This window comes from Streptomyces sp. NPDC001903 (assembly GCF_042891345.1).
Taxonomy (GTDB): domain Bacteria; phylum Actinomycetota; class Actinomycetes; order Streptomycetales; family Streptomycetaceae; genus Streptomyces.
Genome location: NZ_JBIASZ010000003.1, coordinates 76182 through 97015, shown reverse-complemented (window position 1 = coordinate 97015; position 20834 = coordinate 76182). Strand labels below are relative to the sequence as shown.

16 protein-coding genes and 1 pseudogene are annotated in these 20834 nt (G+C 73.5%); 6 read left to right on the top strand and 11 right to left on the bottom strand.

What is annotated here, in order from left to right; translation table 11 throughout:
* Positions 1 to 227 precede the first annotated feature (227 nt).
* From ACFYZS_RS07170 to ACFYZS_RS07160, 3 genes and pseudogenes are all read right to left on the bottom strand, one after another.
* A pseudogene (locus ACFYZS_RS07170) lies at positions 228 to 755 on the bottom strand (lysophospholipid acyltransferase family protein); the annotation flags it as partial.
* Positions 752 to 1606 carry a GNAT family N-acetyltransferase gene (locus ACFYZS_RS07165; protein ID WP_389007686.1) on the bottom strand — a complete coding sequence of 285 codons (855 nt, stop codon included), beginning with the start codon at positions 1604 to 1606 and terminating at the stop codon, positions 752 to 754. The gene ACFYZS_RS07165 and the pseudogene ACFYZS_RS07170, both read right to left, overlap by 4 nt.
* 310 nt (positions 1607 to 1916) lie before the next feature.
* Complete coding sequence (locus tag ACFYZS_RS07160) at positions 1917 to 3179, bottom strand: extracellular solute-binding protein (RefSeq protein ID WP_389007684.1); 1263 nt, start codon at positions 3177 to 3179, stop codon at positions 1917 to 1919.
* A 167-nt stretch (positions 3180 to 3346) separates the two neighbouring features.
* Between ACFYZS_RS07160 and ACFYZS_RS07155 the strand changes: the two genes are divergently transcribed.
* Entirely contained in the window at positions 3347 to 3562 is a 216-nt protein-coding gene (locus ACFYZS_RS07155) for a dodecin (RefSeq protein ID WP_389007683.1), read from the top strand.
* A 303-nt stretch (positions 3563 to 3865) separates the two neighbouring features.
* Here the strand turns inward: ACFYZS_RS07155 and ACFYZS_RS07150 are convergent, their stop codons facing one another.
* Positions 3866 to 4378, bottom strand: a complete 513-nt coding sequence (locus ACFYZS_RS07150; RefSeq protein WP_389008791.1) for an HAD family acid phosphatase — start codon at positions 4376 to 4378, stop codon at positions 3866 to 3868.
* 35 nt (positions 4379 to 4413) lie between these two features.
* Between ACFYZS_RS07150 and ACFYZS_RS07145 the strand changes: the two genes are divergently transcribed.
* From ACFYZS_RS07145 to ACFYZS_RS07135, 3 genes are all read left to right on the top strand, one after another.
* Complete coding sequence (locus tag ACFYZS_RS07145; RefSeq protein ID WP_389007681.1) at positions 4414 to 5430, top strand: LLM class flavin-dependent oxidoreductase; 1017 nt, start codon at positions 4414 to 4416, stop codon at positions 5428 to 5430.
* A 27-nt stretch (positions 5431 to 5457) separates the two neighbouring features.
* On the top strand, positions 5458 to 7866 hold the full coding sequence (locus tag ACFYZS_RS07140) for an ABC transporter (protein ID WP_389007680.1): 2409 nt from the start codon (positions 5458 to 5460) through the stop codon (positions 7864 to 7866).
* Positions 7867 to 8006: 140 nt separating this feature from the next.
* Entirely contained in the window at positions 8007 to 9578 is a 1572-nt protein-coding gene (locus ACFYZS_RS07135) for a serine/threonine protein kinase (RefSeq protein WP_389007678.1), read from the top strand.
* Between the two features lie 22 nt (positions 9579 to 9600).
* Here the strand turns inward: ACFYZS_RS07135 and ACFYZS_RS07130 are convergent, their stop codons facing one another.
* The 5 genes from ACFYZS_RS07130 to ACFYZS_RS07110 form a co-directional block, all read right to left on the bottom strand.
* Positions 9601 to 10266, bottom strand: a complete 666-nt coding sequence (locus tag ACFYZS_RS07130; protein WP_389007676.1) for a hypothetical protein — start codon at positions 10264 to 10266, stop codon at positions 9601 to 9603.
* 117 nt (positions 10267 to 10383) lie between these two features.
* A complete protein-coding gene (locus ACFYZS_RS07125; RefSeq protein WP_389007674.1) occupies positions 10384 to 12114 on the bottom strand; it encodes a Stealth CR1 domain-containing protein in 1731 nt (576 codons plus the stop codon).
* Positions 12115 to 12294: 180 nt separating this feature from the next.
* Positions 12295 to 13044, bottom strand: coding sequence for a succinate dehydrogenase/fumarate reductase iron-sulfur subunit (locus ACFYZS_RS07120; protein WP_389007672.1), 750 nt, complete (start codon positions 13042 to 13044; stop codon positions 12295 to 12297).
* Positions 13041 to 15008, bottom strand: coding sequence for a fumarate reductase/succinate dehydrogenase flavoprotein subunit (locus ACFYZS_RS07115; protein ID WP_389007670.1), 1968 nt, complete (start codon positions 15006 to 15008; stop codon positions 13041 to 13043). Before ACFYZS_RS07115 ends, ACFYZS_RS07120 begins: the two co-directional genes overlap by 4 nt.
* 1 nt (position 15009) lies before the next feature.
* Positions 15010 to 15714, bottom strand: a complete 705-nt coding sequence (locus tag ACFYZS_RS07110; RefSeq protein WP_389007668.1) for a succinate dehydrogenase — start codon at positions 15712 to 15714, stop codon at positions 15010 to 15012.
* A 94-nt stretch (positions 15715 to 15808) separates the two neighbouring features.
* Between ACFYZS_RS07110 and ACFYZS_RS07105 the strand changes: the two genes are divergently transcribed.
* Complete coding sequence (locus tag ACFYZS_RS07105) at positions 15809 to 16687, top strand: LysR family transcriptional regulator (RefSeq protein ID WP_389007667.1); 879 nt, start codon at positions 15809 to 15811, stop codon at positions 16685 to 16687.
* A 73-nt stretch (positions 16688 to 16760) separates the two neighbouring features.
* Here the strand turns inward: ACFYZS_RS07105 and ACFYZS_RS07100 are convergent, their stop codons facing one another.
* Positions 16761 to 17405, bottom strand: coding sequence for a TetR family transcriptional regulator (locus ACFYZS_RS07100; RefSeq protein WP_389007665.1), 645 nt, complete (start codon positions 17403 to 17405; stop codon positions 16761 to 16763).
* Between the two features lie 119 nt (positions 17406 to 17524).
* On the opposite strand from ACFYZS_RS07100, the gene ACFYZS_RS07095 reads away from it, so the two are divergent.
* Entirely contained in the window at positions 17525 to 18595 is a 1071-nt protein-coding gene (locus tag ACFYZS_RS07095) for an FAD-dependent monooxygenase (protein WP_389007663.1), read from the top strand.
* A 40-nt stretch (positions 18596 to 18635) separates the two neighbouring features.
* Here ACFYZS_RS07095 and ACFYZS_RS07090 read toward each other — a convergent pair whose 3' ends face one another.
* Positions 18636 to 20807, bottom strand: a complete 2172-nt coding sequence (locus tag ACFYZS_RS07090; RefSeq protein WP_389008788.1) for a putative bifunctional diguanylate cyclase/phosphodiesterase — start codon at positions 20805 to 20807, stop codon at positions 18636 to 18638.
* Between the last annotated feature and the right edge of the window lie 27 nt (positions 20808 to 20834).

Below are 20834 nucleotides of genomic sequence, written 5' to 3'. Positions count from 1 at the left end.
AGCTCCCGCCGGTCCGCGTACCGGCCCGGCGGGATCCGCGGCAGCAGCCGGACCTCGGCCCGTACGCCGCGGGCCCGGGCGATCCGCCACAGGGAGGTGGTCAGCGGATCGTCCCCGACGAAGGCGGGCGCCGCGGCGAGGCCGCCGTCCGGCAGCCGGTACGCGAGCCGCACGGGCTGTACGGGCACCCGGGCGTCCAGGGCGGACTGGAAGGCGGCCCGCCGGAAGGGCCCCTGGGCGCGCCCGCACCAGGTGCTGCCCTCGGGGAAGACGGTGACGCGGTCGCCGGCCAGCAGGGCGCGGGTGATGGTCTCGACGGTGGCGGGGAGGGCGCGGATGCGCTCCCGTTCGATGAACAGGGTCCCGTTCTGCCGGGAGAGCGGGCCGAGCACCGGCCAGCTGCCGATGTCGCTCTTGGCCAGCATCCGGCAGGGCATGGCGGCGGCGACGAGCGGGATGTCCAGCCAGGAGATGTGGTTGGCGACGACCAGGCGTCCGCCGGCCGGCCCGGGGCTCCCGTGCACGGTGATCCGTATGCCGAAGGACCGGACCAGGGCGGTCGCCCACGCCCGCACCAGGACGTGGCGGGCGCGGGCGGGGAGCAGCCGGAGCGGCTGGTGGCCCAGGATCCCGAGGAGGATCAGGGCGACGGCGGCGGTGAGGCGCAGCACCGCGCGGGCGAGGCTCGCCCGCTCCCCCTCGTGGCCGGCGCAGGCCTCGGGGGTGCAGGGCGAGGTGGGCAGCCAGACGCTCATGCGGCCGGGACGAGCGAGAGGAAGTGCTTGAGGTAGCGCGGGTTGGTCCGCCGCAGGGAGAGCAGGACGTACAGGTCGGCGCAGCCGAACTCGGCGTCGAGGGCGGGCTCGCCGCAGACCCATGCGCCCAGGCGCAGGTAGCCGCGGAGCAGCGGGGGCAGCTCCACACGGGGCGGGAAGGTGATGCCCTCGGGGTTCCAGGGGAGGTGCGGGGTGACCCGGTACTCCTCGGGGGCGAGGTTGCGCGTCAGGACGCTCTCGCGGGTGGCGGCGGCCAGGACCCCGCCGTCGGCGAGCGGTATCGAGCAGCAGCCGGCGAGCCAGTTGTGGCCGGAGCGGTCCATGTAGCGGGCGAGGCCGGCCCAGATCAGCGCGATGACGGCGCCGTTGCGGTGGTCGGGGTGGACGCAGGAGCGGCCGACCTCGACGAGGTCCGGGCGGATCGGGGCGAGGGCGGAGAGGTCGAACTCGCCCTCCGAGTAGAGGCGGCCGGCGACGGCGGCGCGCTCCGGCGGCAGCAGCCGGTAGGTGCCGACGACCTGCTCGGTCTCCTCCTCCACGACGAGGAGGTGGTCGCAGTACGCGTCGAAGGCGTCGGAGTCGAGGCCCGGCTCGGGTCCGTCGAGGCGGGCGCCGAGCTCGCCGGCGAAGACCATGTGGCGCAGGCGCTGGGCGGCGCGCACCTCGTCCTCGTCGCGGGCGAGGCGGACGGTGTAGTGGGGGGTCGCGGGGAGGGCCGCGGCTGCCGTGACGGGTGCGGCCGCGGGGACGGCAGCGGTGGTGGGGAGGGGGGTGAGGGCCGGGGTCGCAGTGGGGGGAAGGGTGGACGGGGACAGGGGGGCGATGGTCATGGCGGCTCCTGATCCGGGCACGGGAGCCAGGCCGGCAGGTGGTGTGGCCTGGCTCCTTTACTTCTTCCGTGACCGGCTGGATTCGACATGACCGCTCAGCGGCACTTGGATGTGCGAACGCTGAACTCGGCGGGCGCGGCGCGGCTCGGCATCCGCTCGGCGGAGGCTCGGCATCCGCTCGGCGGAGGCTCGGCATCCGCTCGGCGGAGGCTCGGCATCCGCTCGGCGGAGGCTCGACGACGGCTCGACGGGGGCTGGGTGTGCGCTCGCGGGGGGCTCGGCATGCGCTCGAAAGGCGCCCGAAGCACGATCAGCGGTCGGAGCTGAGGACCTTGCTGATCATGTCAGAGGCCGTCTTGGCGGCCTGCTTCGGGTCCTGCCCGGTGAGTACGGCCGTCATGTAGGGCTTGATCGGGTTCTTCCCCTCGACCTCGGCCCAGCGGGCGGACTTCGGGGTGGCGCGCCCCTGGGCGGCTCCGGGGGCCATGCTCGCCGCGCCCTCGTTGCCGTCGACCACGTGCGCGAGGGTGGCCTTGTTCGGTACGTAGCTCATCGTGCGGGCGAGTTCGGTCTGCCAGGTCTCGCTGACCAGCGCGGTGATCACGTCCACGGCCTGGCGCCGGTGCTTCGTCCGCTCCGGGATGATCAGGTCGGAGCCGCCGGTGAAGACGGCTCCGGGCTTGTCGGAGGTCTTGCCGGGGACCGGGAAGAAGCCGAGCTTGCCCTTGAGGGCCGGGTTGGCGGCCTCGATGGCGGCGGCCTGGCCGGGCGGGGCGATGATCTGGGCGACATCCCCGCGGGCGAAGACCTCGGACTGCGGGGGCGTCTCCTCGTCGGCGTTCCTGGGACCCTCGCCGAGGGCTTGGAGCTGCTTGTAGAACTCCATGCCGGCCAGGGCCTTGTCGTCGTCGAGGGTGCCGACCCACTCCCCGCCGGTTTCGACGGCGAGGTCGCCGCCCTCGTCCCAGATGAACCCGGCGAGGACGTACCAGTTCTGGCCGGGCAGGTAGATGCCCTGCCGGTCGCCCTTGTCGAGCTTCTGGGTGGCCTGGATCCACTCCTGGCGGTTCTTGGGCGGGGTCTTGACGCCGGCGTTCGCGAAGAGGTCCTTGTTGTAGATCACCACTCGGTTGGCGGCGTACCAGGGGACGCCGTACTGGGCCCCGTCGATGCTCGCCGGGTCGGAGAGCCCCTTGAGCCAGTCCTTGCTGCCCCATTCGCGCAGGCCCTCGAGAGTGAGCTCGGACAGGCCGCCGGTCTCGATGTACTGGGCGACCTGGGTGTTGCCGACCTCGATGACGTCGGCGCTCTCGGCGCTCTTGCCCGCGAGCACGGCGTTGACCTTGTCGCCGATGCCCGTCCACTCCTGGATCTTGACGTCCAGGTCGACGCCGGGGTGCTCCTTCTCGAAGGAGGCGGTGAACTTCGCGATGAAGTCCTCCGAGGCGCTGCCCTTCATCAGCCAGAGGGTCACCTTCTGCGTCCCTCCGGCCGATCCCGCCAGCTGACTGCAGCCGGTGAGGGCTGTCGCGGCCGCGAGGGCCGCGCACACGGCGAGGAAGCGCATCTTCACGAAGGTCACCTTCTGGAGTCCGGTCTCGGAGATGGCTTGAAATTGGCATAGACCAATGGGTGGGTCAAGGGCCTTTCACTCGGGACTGTTCACACAAAGTTCGCGGAGACGGACTTACTGGGGCACCGTGGAACGAGGCAAAAGCCCCCCCACCGTCGGGAGAACCCATGTCGAACCACACCTACCGGGTGACCGAGATCGTCGGCACCTCCCCCGAGGGCATCGATCAGGCCATCCGCAACGGCATCACCCGGGCCGGCCAGACGCTGCGCAACCTGGACTGGTTCGAGGTCACGCAGGTGCGCGGGCACATCGAGAACGGCACGGTGGCGCACTACCAGGTGGGACTCAAGCTCGGGTTCCGCCTCGACGGCGAGGACTGACCGCGGGGCCGCAGCCGCCACGGACGGACGCGCGGGCCGGGCGCGATGGCGCGCGGCCCGCCGCACCGCGCGTGCCAGACCCCGCCGGCCAGAAGGGACTTTGACGCCACCCCCTAGGGGGTGTCTTGTCGATCGGGCCGGATCAGGGAGCGGCGGTGGGCGCCGTGGATCGCAAGGCGGACGAGGGAGGCGACGCGGTGGGGGCACCTCCCAGCGGTAGCTGGGGGACGTCGGCGACCGAGGACAACGCGGCGAGGCGCGGTGCCCACCGCCGCGAGCCCGGCATGATCGGCGAGACGCCCCCTAGGTGCGGCCTTCGCCCTCCTGGGCGGACTTGAGCTCCGGCGCGTCCGCCGCCCAGTCCGCCAGGACCGCCCTGAAGCCCGCGGCGCGCGCCGCCTGGCAGACGAGCTCGTCGTCGTCCACCAGCATCCGCACCTCCCGGCCCCGGGCGATCCGCCGCAGCACCTCCAGCTTGGTGGTCCGGGCCGGCCTGCGGTCCTGGTTCCCGCGCATCCACAGCCGGCCCTCGGGCAGCCCGTGCCGGGTCAGCCACTCCTGCGTGTCCGCCCGGCACCGCTCCGGGCGCCCGGTCAGGTACACGACCTCGCAGTCGGCCGCCTGCTCCACCGCCAGGGCCACCCCGCGCGCCAGCGGCGGATCGGCCGGGGCCGCGCCGAAGAAGCCGTCCCAGTCCCGCGGCCGGCCCTCCAGGAAGTGCTGGCGGTGGTCGGTGTCGGCCAGGGTGTTGTCGATGTCGAAGACGGCCAGCGGCCGACGGTCGTTGCTGTCACTCATGCGGGTCAGACTAGGCAGGGAATCCTTTCGGCGCGTGTGCGTTACAGCCTTGTGTGATCCGCAGAATCTCCATCCTCGACCGGTCCCGGACCCGTGAGGGGCACCCGGCCCCGCAGGCCCTGCGCGACACCGTGGAGCTCGCCCGGGCCGCGGAGCGGCTCGGCTACCACCGCTTCTGGGTGTCCGAACACCACAGCGTCCCCGGCGTCGCGGGCTCCGCGCCCACCGTCCTGGCCGCGGCCGTCGCCGGGGCCACCCGGCGGATCCGGGTCGGCACGGGCGGGGTGATGCTGCCCAACCACCAACCGCTGGTGGTCGCCGAGCAGTTCGGGGTGCTGGAGTCGCTCTTCCCCGGCCGGATCGACATGGGGCTCGGCCGCTCGGTCGGCTTCACCGGCGGGATCCGGCGCGCCCTGGGCCGGGACACCGGCGACGCCGACCGCTTCGAGGAGCAGCTGGCGGAGCTCCTGGGCTGGCTGGACGGCACCCAGCGGGCGCACCCCGAGGTGCACGCCCGCCCCGCGGAGGGGCTGCGGATACCGGCGTACGTGCTGGCGACCGGCGAGGGCGCGGGGATCGCGGCCCGGGCCGGGCTGCCGCTGGTGGTGGGCGACCTGCGGGCCCGGGAGCGGGTCGCGCAGGCCGCCCGGCGCTACCGCGCCGAGTTCCGCCCCTCGGCCGCCGGCTCGGAGCCGTACGTGGTGGTCTCGGGGACGGTGGCCGTGGCGGACACCCCGGAGGCCGCCCGGCGCATCCTGATCCCCGAGGCCTGGTCCCTCGCCCACTCCCGCACCAGGGGCAGCTTCCCGCCGCTGCGCCCGGCGGAGGAGGTCGAGGCACTGGCCATGACCCCGAAGGAGCGGGAGCTGTACGAGGGCGGGCTCGCGGGGCACGTCCACGGCACGCAGGAGCAGGTCGCGAAGCAGCTGGCCGAGGTGGCCGAGCAGACGGGCGCGGACGAACTGCTGGTCACCACGTCCACGTACGACCGCACGGCGCTGCTGGACTCCTTCGAGCGGCTGGCCCGGCTGGCAGGGCTGACGGGACCGGCGGGGTCGGCCGGGCTCTGACCGCGCGCGGCCCGTAAACTGGGGCGAATGCACCACTCCACCGCGCCCGAGGCCCACCACGACTCCTTCGTACGGGTAAGGGGCGCCCGGGAACACAACCTCCGCGGCGTCGACGTGGACATCCCGCGCGACGCCCTGACCGTGTTCACGGGGGTCTCCGGATCCGGGAAGAGCTCCCTGGCCTTCGGCACGCTCTACACCGAGGCCCAGCGCCGGTACTTCGAGTCGGTGGCCCCGTACGCGCGCCGCCTCATCCACCAGATCGGCGCCCCGAAGGTGGACTCCGTCACCGGACTGCCTCCCGCCGTCTCCCTGGAGCAGCGGCGCTCCTCCCCCGGCTCGCGCTCCTCGGTCGGGACGGTGACCCTGCTGTCCAACTCCCTGCGGATGCTGTACTCGCGCGCCGGGACCTACCCGCCCGGCGCGGAGCGGCTCGACTCCGACGCCTTCTCCCCCAACACCGCGGCCGGGGCCTGCCCCTCCTGCCACGGGCTCGGCAGCATCCACCGCACGAGCGAGGAACTCCTCGTCCCGGACCGGGGGCTGTCGATCCGTCAGGGCGCGATCGCCGCCTGGCCCGGCGCTTGGCAGGGCAAGAACCTGCGGGACGTGCTGGAGGCGCTCGGGTACGACGTGGACGCACCCTGGCGGGAGTTGGCGGCGAAGGACCGCGAGTGGATCCTGTTCACCGAGGAGCAGCCGGTGGTCACGGTGCATCCGGTGCGGGACGCGGACCGGATCCAACGGCCCTACCAGGGCACGTACATGAGCGCCCACCGCTATGTGATGCGGACCTTCTCGGACAGCAAGAGCGCCACGCTGCGGGCCCGAGCAGAGCGGTTCCTGACCGATTCCCCGTGTCCGGTGTGCGAGGGGCGGCGGCTGCGACCGGAGGCACTGGCCGTGACCTTCGCGGGCCGTACGATCGCGGAGCTGGCGGCGCTGCCGCTGACCGCCCTGGACGCCGTACTGGCCGCCGCGCCGGCCGCCGCGCCCGCGGACGGGGAGGCCGCGCGGGTGCTCGCCGAGGACCTGCGGGGCCGGATCGGGCCTGTCGTGGAGCTCGGGCTCGGCTATCTGAGCCTGGACCGGACCGCGCCGACCCTGTCGGCCGGCGAGCTGCAGCGGCTGAGGTTGGCGACGCAGCTGCGGTCCGGGCTGTTCGGGGTGGTGTACGTACTGGACGAGCCGTCGGCCGGGCTGCATCCGGCCGACACCGAGGCGCTGCTCGGCGTACTGGACCGGCTGAAGGCGGCGGGGAACACGGTGTTCGTGGTCGAGCACCACCTGGACGTGGTGCGGCATGCGGACTGGCTGGTGGACGTGGGTCCGCTGGCCGGGGAGCACGGCGGGCGGGTGCTGTACAGCGGGCCGCCGCAGGGGCTGGCCGAGGTCGCCGAGTCGGCGACGGCGCGCCACCTGTTCGCGGCGAGCGGGTCGGAGCCGGGGCCGCGGCCGGTGCGGACGGCGAGCGGGTCGGTGCGGCTCACGGGGGTCGAGCGGCACAATCTGCGCGGCGTGGACGCCGAGTTCCCCCTCGGGGTGTTCACGGCGGTCACCGGCGTGTCGGGCTCGGGGAAGTCCACGCTGGTGGGCCAGGTGCTCGCCCGGGAGGTCGGGGAGCGGATCGCGGATCCGCTGTTCCCGGTGCGGCGGCTGGTCGAGGTGGACCAGAAGCCGATCGGCCGGACCCCGCGGTCCAACCTGGCCACGTACACGGGGCTGTTCGACGTGGTGCGCAAGCTGTTCACGGCGGCTCCGCAGGCGCGGGCGCGCGGCTGGAAGGCGGGCCGCTTCTCCTTCAACGTGCCGGGCGGCCGGTGTGAGACCTGCCAGGGCGAGGGGTTCGTCTCGGTGGAGCTGCTGTTCCTGCCGAGCACGTACGCCCCGTGCCCGCACTGCGGCGGAGCCCGGTACAACACCGAGACCCTGGACGTGCGGTACGAGGGGCTGAACATCGCGGAGGTGCTGGGCCTGACGGTGGAGTCCGCGGCGGCCTTCTTCGCGCAGGTCCCGGCGGCGGCGCGCAGCCTGCGGGCGTTGGAGGACATCGGCCTGGGCTATCTGCGGCTGGGGCAGCCCGCGACCGAGCTGTCGGGCGGCGAGGCGCAGCGGATCAAGCTGGCGACGGAGCTCCAGCGCCGGCGCCGCGACCACACCCTGTACGTGCTGGACGAGCCGACGACCGGGCTGCATCCGGCGGACGTGCGGGTGCTGCTGCGGCAGCTGCACGGGCTGGTGGACGCCGGGCACTCGGTGGTGGTCGTGGAGCACGACATGGAGGTGGTGGCGGGCGCGGACTGGGTGGTCGACCTGGGTCCGGGCGGCGGTGCGGACGGCGGCCGGATCGTCGCGACCGGCACGCCGGCGGAGGTCGCCGCCGCGGGCGGGGGCCGCACGGCGCGCCACCTCGCGCGGGCCCTGGACCGGCCGTAGGTTTCAACGCGGTTCGCTGCCAAGTGAGTTGGCGTACTGGCATGCTGAGCCTGAGCCGGATCGAGGGGGCGGTCCTGCCAGGGCCAGGGGGGGCCTCGGGCCCCGCGGTCCGCGAAGACCCTGCGTCTCAGGAGGAGCCAGTGGGTTTGGGTGGGCTGCGGGCGGGGGACCCGGAGCGGATCGGCGGCTTCACGCTCGTCGGCCGGTTGGGCGCGGGCGGCATGGGTGTCGTCTACCTGGCACAGGGTTCCGACGGCCGGCTCGTCGCCCTCAAGCGGCTGCGCGAGGAGTTCGCCTCGGACTCCGAGTTCCGGGCGCGGTTCCGGCGTGAGGCCGCGGCGCTGCTGCGCGTCCAGGGCGCCTGCACGGCCCGGGTACTGGCGGTCGAGACGGAGGCGAGCAGCCCGTTCGTCGTCATGGAGTACGTACAGGGCCCGACGCTCGCGGAGCACGTCGGCGAACACGGGCCGCTGCGCGGCGACATGGCGCACGGCTTCGCCGTCGGGCTCGCCGAGGCGCTCGTGGCGATCCACGGGGCCGGCCTCGTCCACCGCGATCTCAAGCCGGGCAACGTGCTGCTGTCGAACCAGGGCCCGAAGGTCATCGATTTCGGCATCGCGCAGGCCGCCGACGCCACGGCGCTGACCCGCCCCGGTGTGGTGGTCGGGACCATGGGCTACATGGCGCCGGAACAGGCGCGCGGGCAGGCGGGGCCCCCGGCCGACGTGTTCGCGTGGGCGCTGACCGTCGCCTACGCCGCCACCGGGCGCCACCCGTTCGGCAGCGGACCGTCCGAGGCGCTGCTGTACCGGGTCCTGCACGAGGAACCCGATCTCGACGGTGTTCCCGCGCGCCTCAGGACCCTGCTGGCGCCGGCCCTGGACAGGGCGCCCGAGCGGCGTCCCACCGCCCGGCACCTGCTCGCCGGACTGACCGGTGCCACGGATCCCGGGACGGTCGCCGACGCCGAGGCCGTCGGCACGCTGCTCGCCACCGCGTGGCGGATGCCGGCGGCCGGGGCGCCGTCGGCCTCCGCGGCGAGACGGCGCGCCGCGCCGGTCGCCGCCGCGGCGGCGGTGCTCCTGCTCTCGGCCGCCGCGATCGTCTGGGGGGTGCTGCCCGGTCGCGCGGAGCCGTCGGCCTCCGGCACGACCGCGCCCGCGGGTCGGCCGGGGGGCACGGCGCCCTCCTCGTCCGTGACGGCCTCGGCGCCGCGCACGGCCCCCGATCCGACCGGACCGGCTCCCCGGCAGACCGGCCCCCGGACGACGGCTCCGGCCACCCCGGCCTCGGTCCCCTCACCCCCGCCCCCGTCCTCGCCCCCCGCGTCCACGGGCCCGCTCACCAACACCCACAGCGGGCTGTGCATCGACACCAACGGACCGCAGCGGCCCGGACTGGAAGTCGTGCTCCGCGCGTGCGGGAACTACAGCGGCCAGATCTGGGGCCACGACGAGACGAGCCTGCACCTCACGAACCCGCCCAGCGGCCTGTGCCTGGACACGAACGGCCCCCCGGCGACCGGCGTCATGGCCGTGCTCAATCCGTGCGGCTACTACAGCGGCCAGCAATGGCGGTACGACGCCGGAGCCGGCCGGTTCGTCAACCCGGCGAGCGGCCTGTGCCTGGACACGAACGGCCCTCCGGCCCTGAACCTCTACCTCGTGCTCAACCCCTGCGGAAACGACACCGGCCAGTCCTGGCGGAGGTGAGGGCGGCCCGGCGGCGGGCGGCCTACGCGTCGCCCGGGAGGAGGTGCTGCGCGAGTTCGCGGAAGCTCCACTTCCCCTGCTGCCGGGTGAGGAGCCACACCAGGTCGTGGCGGTCGGGCCAGGCGGCGGGCACGCCGAGGACCCGGTGGGCGCCGAGGGCGTGGATCAGGCGGGGGATGCCGGTGTGCTCCCAGCAGACGAGCACGGGCATCGGGGCGGCCAGCACGGCGCGCGCCAGGGCCTCTTCGGCGCCGAGGCCGAATTCGGAGCGCAGGGGTGTACGCAGGGCGGCGGTCAGCGGCTGGACCGTCTGAAGGGAGCGGGCGGGGGGCCGGCCCCCGGCGCCGGCCGGGCCGCCGGCCGCGAAGACGACGGCAGGGCGCGGCAGCGTGGAACCACCGGCGGGCGGGAAGAGGCGGTGGAGTTCCTCGGCCCGGCGCCGGCCGCGCCCGGCGAGGGATCCGGGGTCCTCGTTGCCGTCCTCGTCCTCGCCCAAGTCCCCGGCGTACGGCTTCTCCGCGTGCCGCATCAGCATGACCAGGGCGTCCTTCGGCGCGGACTCCGGGCCGTGGGCGGCGGTCCCGGACGGGTCCTGCGCGGAGCAGCCGGCCAGCGCGAGCGGGGCGAGGGCGGCGGCCGCCAGGAGGGTGCGGCGGCGCGGTCCGGACCCGGCGGGGGCTTCTGGCATGGGGCCCACTGTCCCCCACGGGCCGGACGCCCGGGCGGCGCGGCGCGTCGTACGGCCGCCACGAGCGCCCGGTCGGCCGATCGGGTCAGCCGATCGGCCCAGGCCCTCGTACCGGCCTCACCTCTCGTACGGAGAGGGCACCGGGAAGTACGCCTCCAGGAAGGCGGTGACCGCGCGCTGCTGCTCCTCGGGCGACAGTCCGGGGGCGGTGTCGTCGTCGGCGAGGCAGAACGCGTCGGACCGGCGGTCGGCGGCCAGGCCGGGCAGCCGGTCGATCTCCTCGGCACGGCCGGTGCTGACGTAGGCGTGGTGCAGTTCGCCCTCCACGGCACGGCCGTCGGCGAGGGCCAGGTGGCAGGCGAGGGTGACGGGGGCGAGGTCGTCGGCGCTGCGGAAGACCGAGCGGCTGACGGTGGCCAGCCGGCCGGGCAGCCGCTCCTCGACGCGGGCGAAGAGGGAGCGGCTGAGCGGGTACGGGGTGTGGGCCAGGATGTGCGGATAGGTGCGGCCCGCGGCCTGTTCCACCGCGTGGCGGGTGGCCTTCTGGGAGGCGGTGAAGACGTCGTCGTCGGCGCCGGGGGCGCTGGGGGCGACGGCCCGCTGGTCGTGGAAGACCTTGGGCAGTCCGGAGGAGAGGAAGTAGTTCTGGGGGCGCTGCGGGCGGCCAAGGAAGATGTCGTCGTTGAAGTAGAGGAAGTGCTCGGCGAGGCCGGGGACGCGGTGGAGCTGGCTCTCGATGGCGTGGGAGTTGAAGACGGGGAGAGCGGCGGGGTCGGCGAACAGCTGACGGTGGTCGACGACGGTGACCCGGGGGTGGTCGGTGGCCAGCCAGGGCGGGGTCTGGTCGTCGGTGACGATGAAGACGCGGCGGATCCAGGGCGCGTGGGCGGCGATGGAGCGCAGGCAGTAGCGCAGCTCCCCGCGGTCGCGGTAGCGGTTCTCGGCGTGGTCGACGGGGGCGGGCCCGGCCTCGACCCCTGCGGCGGCTCGGTCCCGCCGGCGGCGCCAGGCGGGGTCGGCGGCGTCGACCCAGGTGATCACTGCGTCGACGGGGAAGTCGATGTCGTCGGGGAAGCGGCCTGCGAAGGCGTCGACCACGGGGTGGTCGCGGTCGCCGACGCGGGTGGTGGACGTGGCTTCGAGGGTGGGCACCCACCAGCCGTACGGTGTCTCGCGCAGCCCGGCGATCGCGCCGATGCCCGACTCGGCGGCTTCCCAGAACTCCAGGTCGCAGCCGGTTTCGGGGCCGTAGGCCACGGTCCGGCCGGAGGTCACGACCGGCTGGAAGAGCCGGATGCCCTTGATCCTCGGGTGCGGGGAGTCGGCGGGCGGGCCCTCTTGGGCCGCGACCGCTTTGGGGAGCGTTTCGGCGAGGACCTCGGTGCCGTCCCCGGCTCCGCCGCCGCCGTCGCCGTCGCCGAGGAGCCGGGCGTACACCGGGAGCCCGGCGAAGGCCGCGGCGCATGCCTTCAGGGCGGCCGCGCGCTCCCCCGGGGCGATGGCCACCCGGTGCCGGAGCTCGCCGTCGGGGACCAGCCCGTAGGGGACGGCGGCCGATTCGAGTGCGTCGGCGACCGCGTCCAGGTTGGCGTCCCGGGCTCCGGCGGGCAGCAGGTCGTCGCGGACCCGGGAGAGCCGGCCGCGGTGGCGGACCAGGCCCGGCACTTTCCCCAGCAGCTCGTCCTCACGGGCCCGGCCGGGCGGGGGCGGCACCCGGCTCCCGCTCCCGGTGCGCTCCCGCTGGGCGGCGTCCGGCTGTTTCGGTACGCCGCCGGGCCGGCGCAGGGTCCGTACGATCCGGCGCAGGCCTGCGGGAAGAGGAAGGGGGAGGCGGGACAGGCCCTGCATATACGACCTCGCGAGACGGCGCCGGTGTGCGGCACCCGAGGATGCGGGCGGCACCCGGCGTGAGGGGGTGCGGTGCCGTCCGGCAGGCAGGGGCGGATGCCTCGTTCACCTCCACCTTTCCCTTCGTTCATTTTTCACGCAAGGGCCTGAGGTCCGTTAACCCCGTCTCACAGGCACTTCTCAGCTTCCTCCGTGCCGGCGGACCGCCCGCAGCCATTCGCGGTTCATGGCGGCGATGGACGGCAGCGGGATGCCCTTGGGGCAGGCCGTGGCGCATTCGCCGGTGAGGGTGCAGCCGCCGAAGCCCTCGTCGTCCATCCGGGCCACCATGTCGAGGACGCGGGTCTCCCGCTCCGGCGAGCCCTGCGGCAGCACGTTCAGGTGGTTGACCTTGGCGGAGGTGAAGAGCATCGCCGAGCCGTTGGGGCAGGCCGCCACACAGGCCCCGCAGCCGATGCACTCGGCGTGCTCGAAGGCGGAGTCGGCGTCGGCCTTGGGCACGGCGGTGGCGTGCGCCTCGGGGGCGGAGCCGGTCGGGGCGGTGATGTAGCCGCCGGCCTGGATGATCCGGTCGAAGGCTCCGCGGTCCACGACGAGGTCCTTGACCACCGGGAAGGCGGCGGCCCGCCAGGGCTCGACGTCGATGGTGTCGCCGTCGGCGAAGGACCGCATGTGCAGCTGGCAGGTGGTGGTGCGCTCGGGGCCGTGGGCGTCGCCGTTGATGACGAGGCTGCACGCGCCGCAGATGCCCTCGCGGCAGTCGTGGTCGAAGGCGACCGGGTCCTCGCCGCGCAGGATGAGGTCCTCGTTGAGGGTGTCGAGCATCTCCAGGAACGACATGTCGCGGGAGATGCCGTCGACCTCGTACGTGACCATGGCGCCGGGGGCGTCGGGGTTCTGCTGGCGCCAGACGCGCAGGTTGAGCCTCATGCGTAGCTCCGCTGGGTGGGGTGGACGTACTCGAAGACGAGGTCTTCCTTGTGCAGGACGGGGGCCGCCCCGGTGCCCTGGTACTCCCAGGCGGCGGCGTAGCCGAACTCCTCGTCGCGGCGGGCGGCCTCGCCGTCCGGGGTCTGGGACTCCTCGCGGAAGTGGCCGCCGCAGGACTCGGCGCGGTGGAGGGCGTCGAGGCACATCAGCTCGGCGAGCTCCAGGTAGTCGACGATGCGGTTGGCCTTCTCCAGCGACTGGTTGAACTCCTCTCCGCTGCCGGGGACCTTGATCCGCCGCCAGAACTCCTCGCGGATCTCCGGGATCCGGGCGAGGGCCTTGCGCAGCCCTTCCTCGGTGCGGGACATGCCGCAGTACTCCCACATCAGCTCGCCGATCTCGCGGTGGAAGGAGTCCGGGGTGCGGTCCCCGTCGACGGCGAGCAGCTTGGCGAGGCAGTCGCGGACCTCCCGTACGGCGGCGGCGGCCTCGGGGTGGGTGTCGTCGACGGCGTCCCGGTGCGGGTGGCGGGCCAGGTAGTCGTTGATGGTGGAGGGGAGCACGAAGTAGCCGTCGCCGAGGCCCTGCATGAGGGCGGAGGCGCCGAGGCGGTTGGCCCCGTGGTCGGAGAAGTTGGCCTCGCCGATCGCGAAGAGGCCGGGGACGGTGGTCTGGAGGTCGTAGTCGACCCACAGGCCGCCCATCGTGTAGTGCACGGCGGGGTAGATCCGCATGGGGACCTCGTACGGGTTCTCCGCGGTGATCCGCTCGTACATGTCGAAGAGGTTCCCGTACTTCTCGGCGACCTTGTCCCGGCCCATGCGGCGGATGGCGTCGGCGAAGTCGAGGTAGACGCCCTGGCCGCCGGGGCCGACGCCGCGGCCCTCGTCGCAGACGTTCTTGGCCGCGCGGGAGGCGATGTCGCGGGGCACGAGGTTGCCGAAGGAGGGGTAGATCCGCTCCAGGTAGTAGTCGCGCTCCGCCTCGGGGATCTCGGCGGCGGGGCGGGTGTCGCCCTGGGCCTTGGGGACCCAGATGCGGCCGTCGTTGCGCAGCGACTCGCTCATCAGGGTGAGCTTGGACTGGTGGTCGCCGGTGCGCGGGATGCAGGTGGGGTGGATCTGGGTGAAGCACGGGTTGGCGAAGTACGCGCCGCGCCGGTGCGCCCGCCAGACGGCGGTCGCGTTGGAGTTCATGGCGTTGGTGGAGAGGTAGAAGACGTTGCCGTACCCGCCGGAGGCGAGGACGACGGCGTCGGCGTAGTGGGTGGAGATCCTGCCGGTGATCAGGTCGCGGGCGACGATGCCGCGGGCCACGCCGTCCACGGTGATCAGGTCGAGCATCTCGGTGCGGGCGTGCATCTCCACGTTGCCGGCGGCGATCTGCCGGGACAGCGCCTGGTAGGCGCCGAGGAGGAGCTGCTGGCCCGTCTGGCCGCGGGCGTAGAAGGTGCGGGAGACCTGGACGCCGCCGAAGGAGCGGGTGTCGAGGAGGCCGCCGTACTCGCGGGCGAAGGGGACGCCCTGGGCCACGCACTGGTCGATGATCTCGACGGATATCTGGGCGAGGCGGTGGACGTTGGACTCGCGGGCGCGGAAATCGCCGCCCTTGACGGTGTCGTAGAAGAGGCGGTGCACCGAATCGCCGTCGTTGCGGTAGTTCTTGGCGGCGTTGATGCCGCCCTGTGCGGCGATGGAGTGGGCCCGGCGCGGGGAGTCGGAGAAGCAGAACTGGACGACGTGGTAGCCCTGCTCGGCGAGGGTGGCGCCGGCCGCTCCGCCGGCCAGGCCGGTGCCGACGACGATGACGGTGTGTTTGCGGCGGTTGGCCGGGTTGACGAGCTTGGCCTCGAAGCGGCGGCGGTCCCAGCGTTCGGCGATGGGGCCTTCGGGGGCCTTGGTGTCGGCGATCGGCTCGCCGGTGCCGTAGTGGGTGTAGTCGGTGGGGGCGTAGTCGTTGCTCATGTCAGCTCACCACTCCGGTCATGACGGCGACGGGGACGGAGACGAAGCCCGCGAAGAGGACGAGGGCGAGGGCGTCGGCGAGGACCTTCAGGGCCCGGTCGCGGCGGGCGTTGCCCGCGCCGAGGGTCTGGGCGGCGCTCCAGAAGCCGTGCCGGACGTGCAGGGCGAGGGCTGACATCGCCACGATGTAGATCGCGTTCCCGTACCAGGTGGAGAAGGTGGCGAGGACGTTCTCATAGGGGTGGCCGGCCCACGCGCGCTCGTTGACGGTGAGCGTGGTGAGGTCGAGCAGGTGCCAGACGATGAACAGGGCGAGGATGACGCCGCCCCAGCGCATGGTGCGGGTGGCGTAGCTCGCGCGGCGGCGCTTGTGGGCGTACTTGACCGGGCGGGCCTTGATGTCCCGGCGGCTGAGCTGGTACGCGGACACGGCGTGGCCGACGACCGCGGCGAGGAGCACCACGCGCACGATCCACAGGGCCCACTCGTGGTGGAGGAAGGGCGAGCCGAGGGTGCGCAGCCAGTGGGCGTAGCCGTTGAACTCGCCCGACCCGAAGAAGATCTTGAGGTTGCCGAGCATGTGGACGACCAGGTATCCGAGCATGATCAGCCCGGACACCGCCATGACGGACTTCTTGCCGACGGTGGAGTCCCAGAGCGTGCGCGTGGTGGACGGCCGTCGGCCCGTCCGCGTTGCCAGAGCCATGCCACCGACGGTAAGGACCAAAGTCCTCAGAGGTCCAAGACATGATGGCGCTTATGTCAATAGGGACTGCCTATGGGCGGCGTATCCTGGGGCGATGCAGTTCCAGCAGCTCCTGTACTTCGTGGCCGTCGCCGAAACCCGTCACTTCAGCCGGGCCGCGGAGCGGGTGCACGTCGCACAGCCGTCGCTGTCACAGCAGATCAAGTCGCTGGAACGGGAGCTGGGGGCGGAGCTGTTCAGCCGGGCGCGGGGGAACATCGCGCTGACCGACGCGGGCGAGGCGCTGCTGCCGCTGGCCCGGCGGATCCTGGCGGACGCCGACACCGCGCGGCTGGAGGTTCAGGAACTCGCGCAGCTGCGGCGGGGGCGGGTCCGGCTGGGGGCGACGCCGAGCGTCTGCACGGGTCTGCTGCCCGGCGTGCTGCGCGCCTTCCACGCCGCGCATCCGGGGATCGAGCTGCTGATCGAGGAGAGCGGCTCGCTGGACCTCGTACGGGAACTCGCGCGCGGGGCCCTGGACCTGGCGCTCATCGCACTGCCGCTGCCGCCCTCGGCTCCGGCGCTCACCACGGTGGAGCTGCTGACGGAGGACCTGGTGGTGGTCTCGTCGGCGGAGCTGCCGCCGCCGGCGGGCGGCGGGCCGCTCACGGTGTCCGCGCTGCGGGACGAGCCGATGGTGATGTTCCGCCACGGCTACGACCTGCGGGACCTGACGGTGGCCGCGTGCCGGGCGGAGGGCTTCGAGCCGGTGTTCACGGTGGAGGGCGGGGAGATGGACGCGGTACTGGGCTTCGTGCGCGCGGGACTCGGCGTGGCGGTGGTCCCGGCGATGGTCGTCGGCCACGGCGGCCCGGGGCTGCGCGCCACCCCGCTTGCGGGTTCTCCGCTGCGCCGCACCATCGCGCTGGCGCACCGCACGGACGTCGCTCCCCCGCGCGCCGCCCGCGAGCTGAAGCGCGTCCTGCTGGGCTGAACCCGCCGCGCTTCGTACGGGGCGGGGCGACGGGGCGAGGCGGGGCGGGGCGACGGGGCGGGCCGCCCGGCCGTCAGGCCCCGGCCGCGGGGAGGGCTCTGTCGAGCCCGTCGGACAGCATCGCGAAGGCCTGCTCGGCATCGGCCACGGCGGCCGGATGGGCCTCGTCGGCGCTCTGCCCCGCAGCCATGCGGCGGTAGTTCTCCCGGCCCAGCTCGTGGCGGACCGCCACCAGGTGCATCGCCGCCAGCCGCGCGGCGAGCGGCCGGACCGACTCCGCTTCGAGCACGGCGGCGAGCAGCTCCACCTCGCGGTCGGTGTAGTGGGACATCCGGCTCTCCAGGCTGGCGGTGGAGTAGAGCAGCCGCTGGAACGCGAGCACGCCGGGGTGGTCGCAGAGCCCCGTGATCGGGTCCCGGTCGGCGAGGGCCGCCAGGAAGTGGGCGCGCACCGCGGCCACCGGCGCCTGGCCGGCGGGCCGGTCGCGCACGATGCGCGCCGCCTCGTCCTGATGGTCGGCGAACCGGTCGAGGACCAGGTCCTCCTTGCTCGGGAAGTACCGGAACAGGGTGGGCTTGGAGACCTCGGCCGCGGCGGCGACATCGGCCACCGACACGGCGTCGAAGCCCCGTTCCAGGAAGAGTTCCAGCGCCGTGGCCGCCAGCTGGCGACGCGTACGGAGCTTCTTGTTCTCGCGCAGGCCCGTCGTCTTCTCCATACCGCCAGGATAGCACGGGATCATGACCCGGTTAATTTCTTGACCGGGTTGCATTTTCTGGCGGAAGCCGCTTTCCTTGAGACATCGACGAGACAGGGATCGACCCGAGAGGACATCCGATGACTGACGTACTGATCGTGGGCTCCGGCCCCACGGGGCTGACCCTGGCCTGCACCCTCGCCCTGCGGGGAGCCGCCGTCCGCGTCGTCGACCAGCGTTCGGAGCCCCACCGGGAGTCCCGCGGCAAGGGGCTCCGTCCGAGCAGTGTGGAGATCTTCGAAGGGCTCGGCGTGGCCGGGTCCCTGACCGCCATCGGCACGGCGGAGGTGGTCCTGCGCAAGTACTTCGACGGAGCGCACGTCAAGGACACGCCCGTCTCCGGCGGCGGGCTGCTGCTGGGGCAGTGGCAGATCGAGGAGGCGCTGCGCGAGCGGCTCGCCGGACTGGGGGTGACGGTCGAGTACGGGGCCCGGCTCATCGGCATCGGCCAGGACGCGTCCGGGGTCCGCGCGGAGCTGGCGGACGGCACCGTCATCGCGGCCCGCTATCTCGCCGGGTGCGACGGCGGGCGCAGCGCCACCCGCAAGCTCCTCGGCATCCCCTTCGAAGGGAGCTCGCAGGAGGAGCCGGCGATGGTCATCGGGGACGTCCGGGCCCCGGGGCTCAGCCGGGACTTCTGGCACCAGTGGTTCAGCTCGGACGGCAGCGGGATCATGCTCTGTCCGATGCCGGGGACGGACACCTTCCAACTGCAGGCCTCACCCGAGCAGGACGAGCACGGAGAACCGGTGCCGCCCTCGTTGGAGAGCTTCCAGCGCCTGTTCGACCGGCACGCCCGGATACCGGGGATCCGGCTCGCGGATCCCACCTGGCTCTCCGCCTGGCGGGTCAGCGTCCGCGTGGTCGCCCGGATGCGCGAGGGCCGGGTCTTCCTCGCCGGGGACGCCGCGCACGTCCACCCCATAGCCGGCGGACTGGGCATGAACACCGGCATCGCCGACGCGGCCGCCCTGGGCCGGACCCTGGCCGCCGCCCTCACCGGGCCGGGCGGGGAGGAGGTGCTCGACGTGTACGAGGCGGAGCGGCTGCCGGTTGCCGCCGAGGTCGTGGCCGATACGGCGCGGCGGTACGAGCGGGTCGTGGCGGCCGTCCGGACCCCCGGTGTGGGGACGGAGGCAGGCTTGGACTGACCAGGCCCGCCGGGCCCGCCGGGCCGGTGGCGGGCGGGCGTCAGGAGGGCGTGGGCACGGCGTCCGACAGCGAGAGGGTGTGGATGCGGTCGGGGGCGCCGGGGCGGGCGTAGTACCAGCCCTGGGCGGTGTCGCAGCCGAGGTCGCGCAGCTGGGCGGCCTGGGCCCCGGTCTCCACTCCCTCGACCGTGACCGCGAGTTCGAGGCTGTGGGCCAGGGCCACGATGCCCTCCACGATTTTGACGTCGACCGGGTTGGCGGGCTGCTGCTGCATCCCCTTGGTGAAGGAGCGGTCCAGCTTCAGCACGCTGACCGGGAGGCGGCGCAGGTTCGCCAGGTTCGAGTAGCCCGTGCCGAAGTCGTCGAGCGCGATGTCCACGCCGAGGGCCGCGAGTCGGCGCAGCGGTTCCAGGAGTTCGTCGTCGGCGCCGATCAGGGCCGATTCGGTGACCTCCAGGCACAGGGCGCCCGGGGCGAGCCCGGAGTTCTCCAGCACCGCGACGGTGTCGGCGACCAGGCCGGGGTGGTGCAGCTGGGTCGGCGAGAGGTTGACGTTGATCCGCAGGGCCGAGCCGCCGTGCTGGCGCTGCCAGTTGCGGGCCTGGCGGACGGCCTCCTCCAGGACCCAGCGGCCGAGCGGCACGATCAGCCCGGTCCGTTCGGCGAGCGGGATGAAGCGGTCCGGGCCGAGCACCCCGTACTGCGGGTGCGACCAGCGGACGAGGGCCTCGGCGCCGTGGACACTGCCGTCGTGCAGGTGGACCAGCGGCTGGTACTCGATGAAGAACTCGCCGCGTTCCAGCGCGGCCGGCAGGGCGTTGGTCAGGCCGTGCCGGGTGATGGCGCGTGCGTCGGCCTCGGCGTCGGCGAACTCGAAGCGGTTGCCGCCGGCCGCCTTGGCCCGGTACATGGTGATGTCCGCGCTGCGCAGCACCTCCGCCGGGGTGCGCTCACGCGCCGGACCCTCCACGATGCCGATGCTGCCGCGGACCGACAGCTCGCGGCCCTCGATCCGGATGGGCACCGACAGGGCGGACAGGATGCGCACGGCGAGTTCGGTCACCTTCTCCTCGGTGTCCGAGCCGGTGGTCAGCGCCACGAACTCGTCGCCGCCCAGGCGTGCGACGACCTCGCCGGGGCCCGTCGCACAGCTCTGCAGCCGGTCGGCGACCTCCACCAGGAGCCGGTCGCCCGCCGAGTGGCCGAGGCTGTCGTTGACGGCCTTGAACCCGTCGAGGTCCAGGTAGCAGAGGCCGAAGCGGCTGCCGCCGGCCCCGCTCAGGGCCTTCTCCAGGCGTTCGAAGAACAGCGTCCGGTTCGGCAGCCCGGTCAGCGCGTCGTGGGTGGCCTCGTAGCGCAGGCGCAGGTTCAGCAGCCGGCGTTCGGTGGTGTCCTCCATCAGCGCCAGCTGGTACTGGGGAACGCCCTCGGCGTCGCGCAGCAGCGACACCGTCAGATTGGTCCAGAGCACGGTTCCGTCGTGGCGGTAGTACGGCTTCTCCACGCGGTAGCTCTCGCGCTCGCCGCGCACGAGTTCGCCGTACATCCGCCAGACGTGCGGGGCGTCGTCCGGGTGGCCCCACTCGCTGACGTTGCGGCCCCGCATGTGCCCGTTCATCCCGCCGAACATCTGCAGCAGCGCGTCGTTGACCTCGAGGATGTTGCCTTCGAGGTCGGCGATGCCGATGCCGACGGCCGCGCCCTCGAAGACCGCCTTGAAGCGCTCCTCGCTGGCGTGCAGGGCCTGCTGGGCGTCGATCCTGGCGGTCAGCGCGGAGCGGGCGATGGCCTCCTGCTCCTTGAGGGTGCGTTCGCGCAGCGCGCGGGCGAATCCCGCCGCGATCCCGTGCTGGAGCCGGGCGCAGCGGGAGCGGTACTCCTCGGTGCCCTCGACGCCGACCCCGTCGGGGCCGCAGTAGAGCACGAGGTAGGACTCGACCACGCCGAGCGTGCCGGCCAGTGCCTCCGGGTCGGTGCAGTGCACGGCGACGAGTTCGGCGCCCACCCGCTGGGCGACGCCCGCGTCGAAGGGCCGGGCGTGCAGGGCCTCGGCGAGGGTCCGGGCCAGCGGTATGAGGTGCTGTTCGAATTCGACGCGGGTCAGCGAGGTCGCGGTGACGGGGAAGATCGCCCGTCCCCAGATGGTCGCGAAGCGCCCGATCCGGTCCTCCAGCCCGCTCCTCAGCGCGGCCGGGCCCGCGCCCGCCCACAGGCCCGCCGGAGCCGGCGGGCCTGTGGG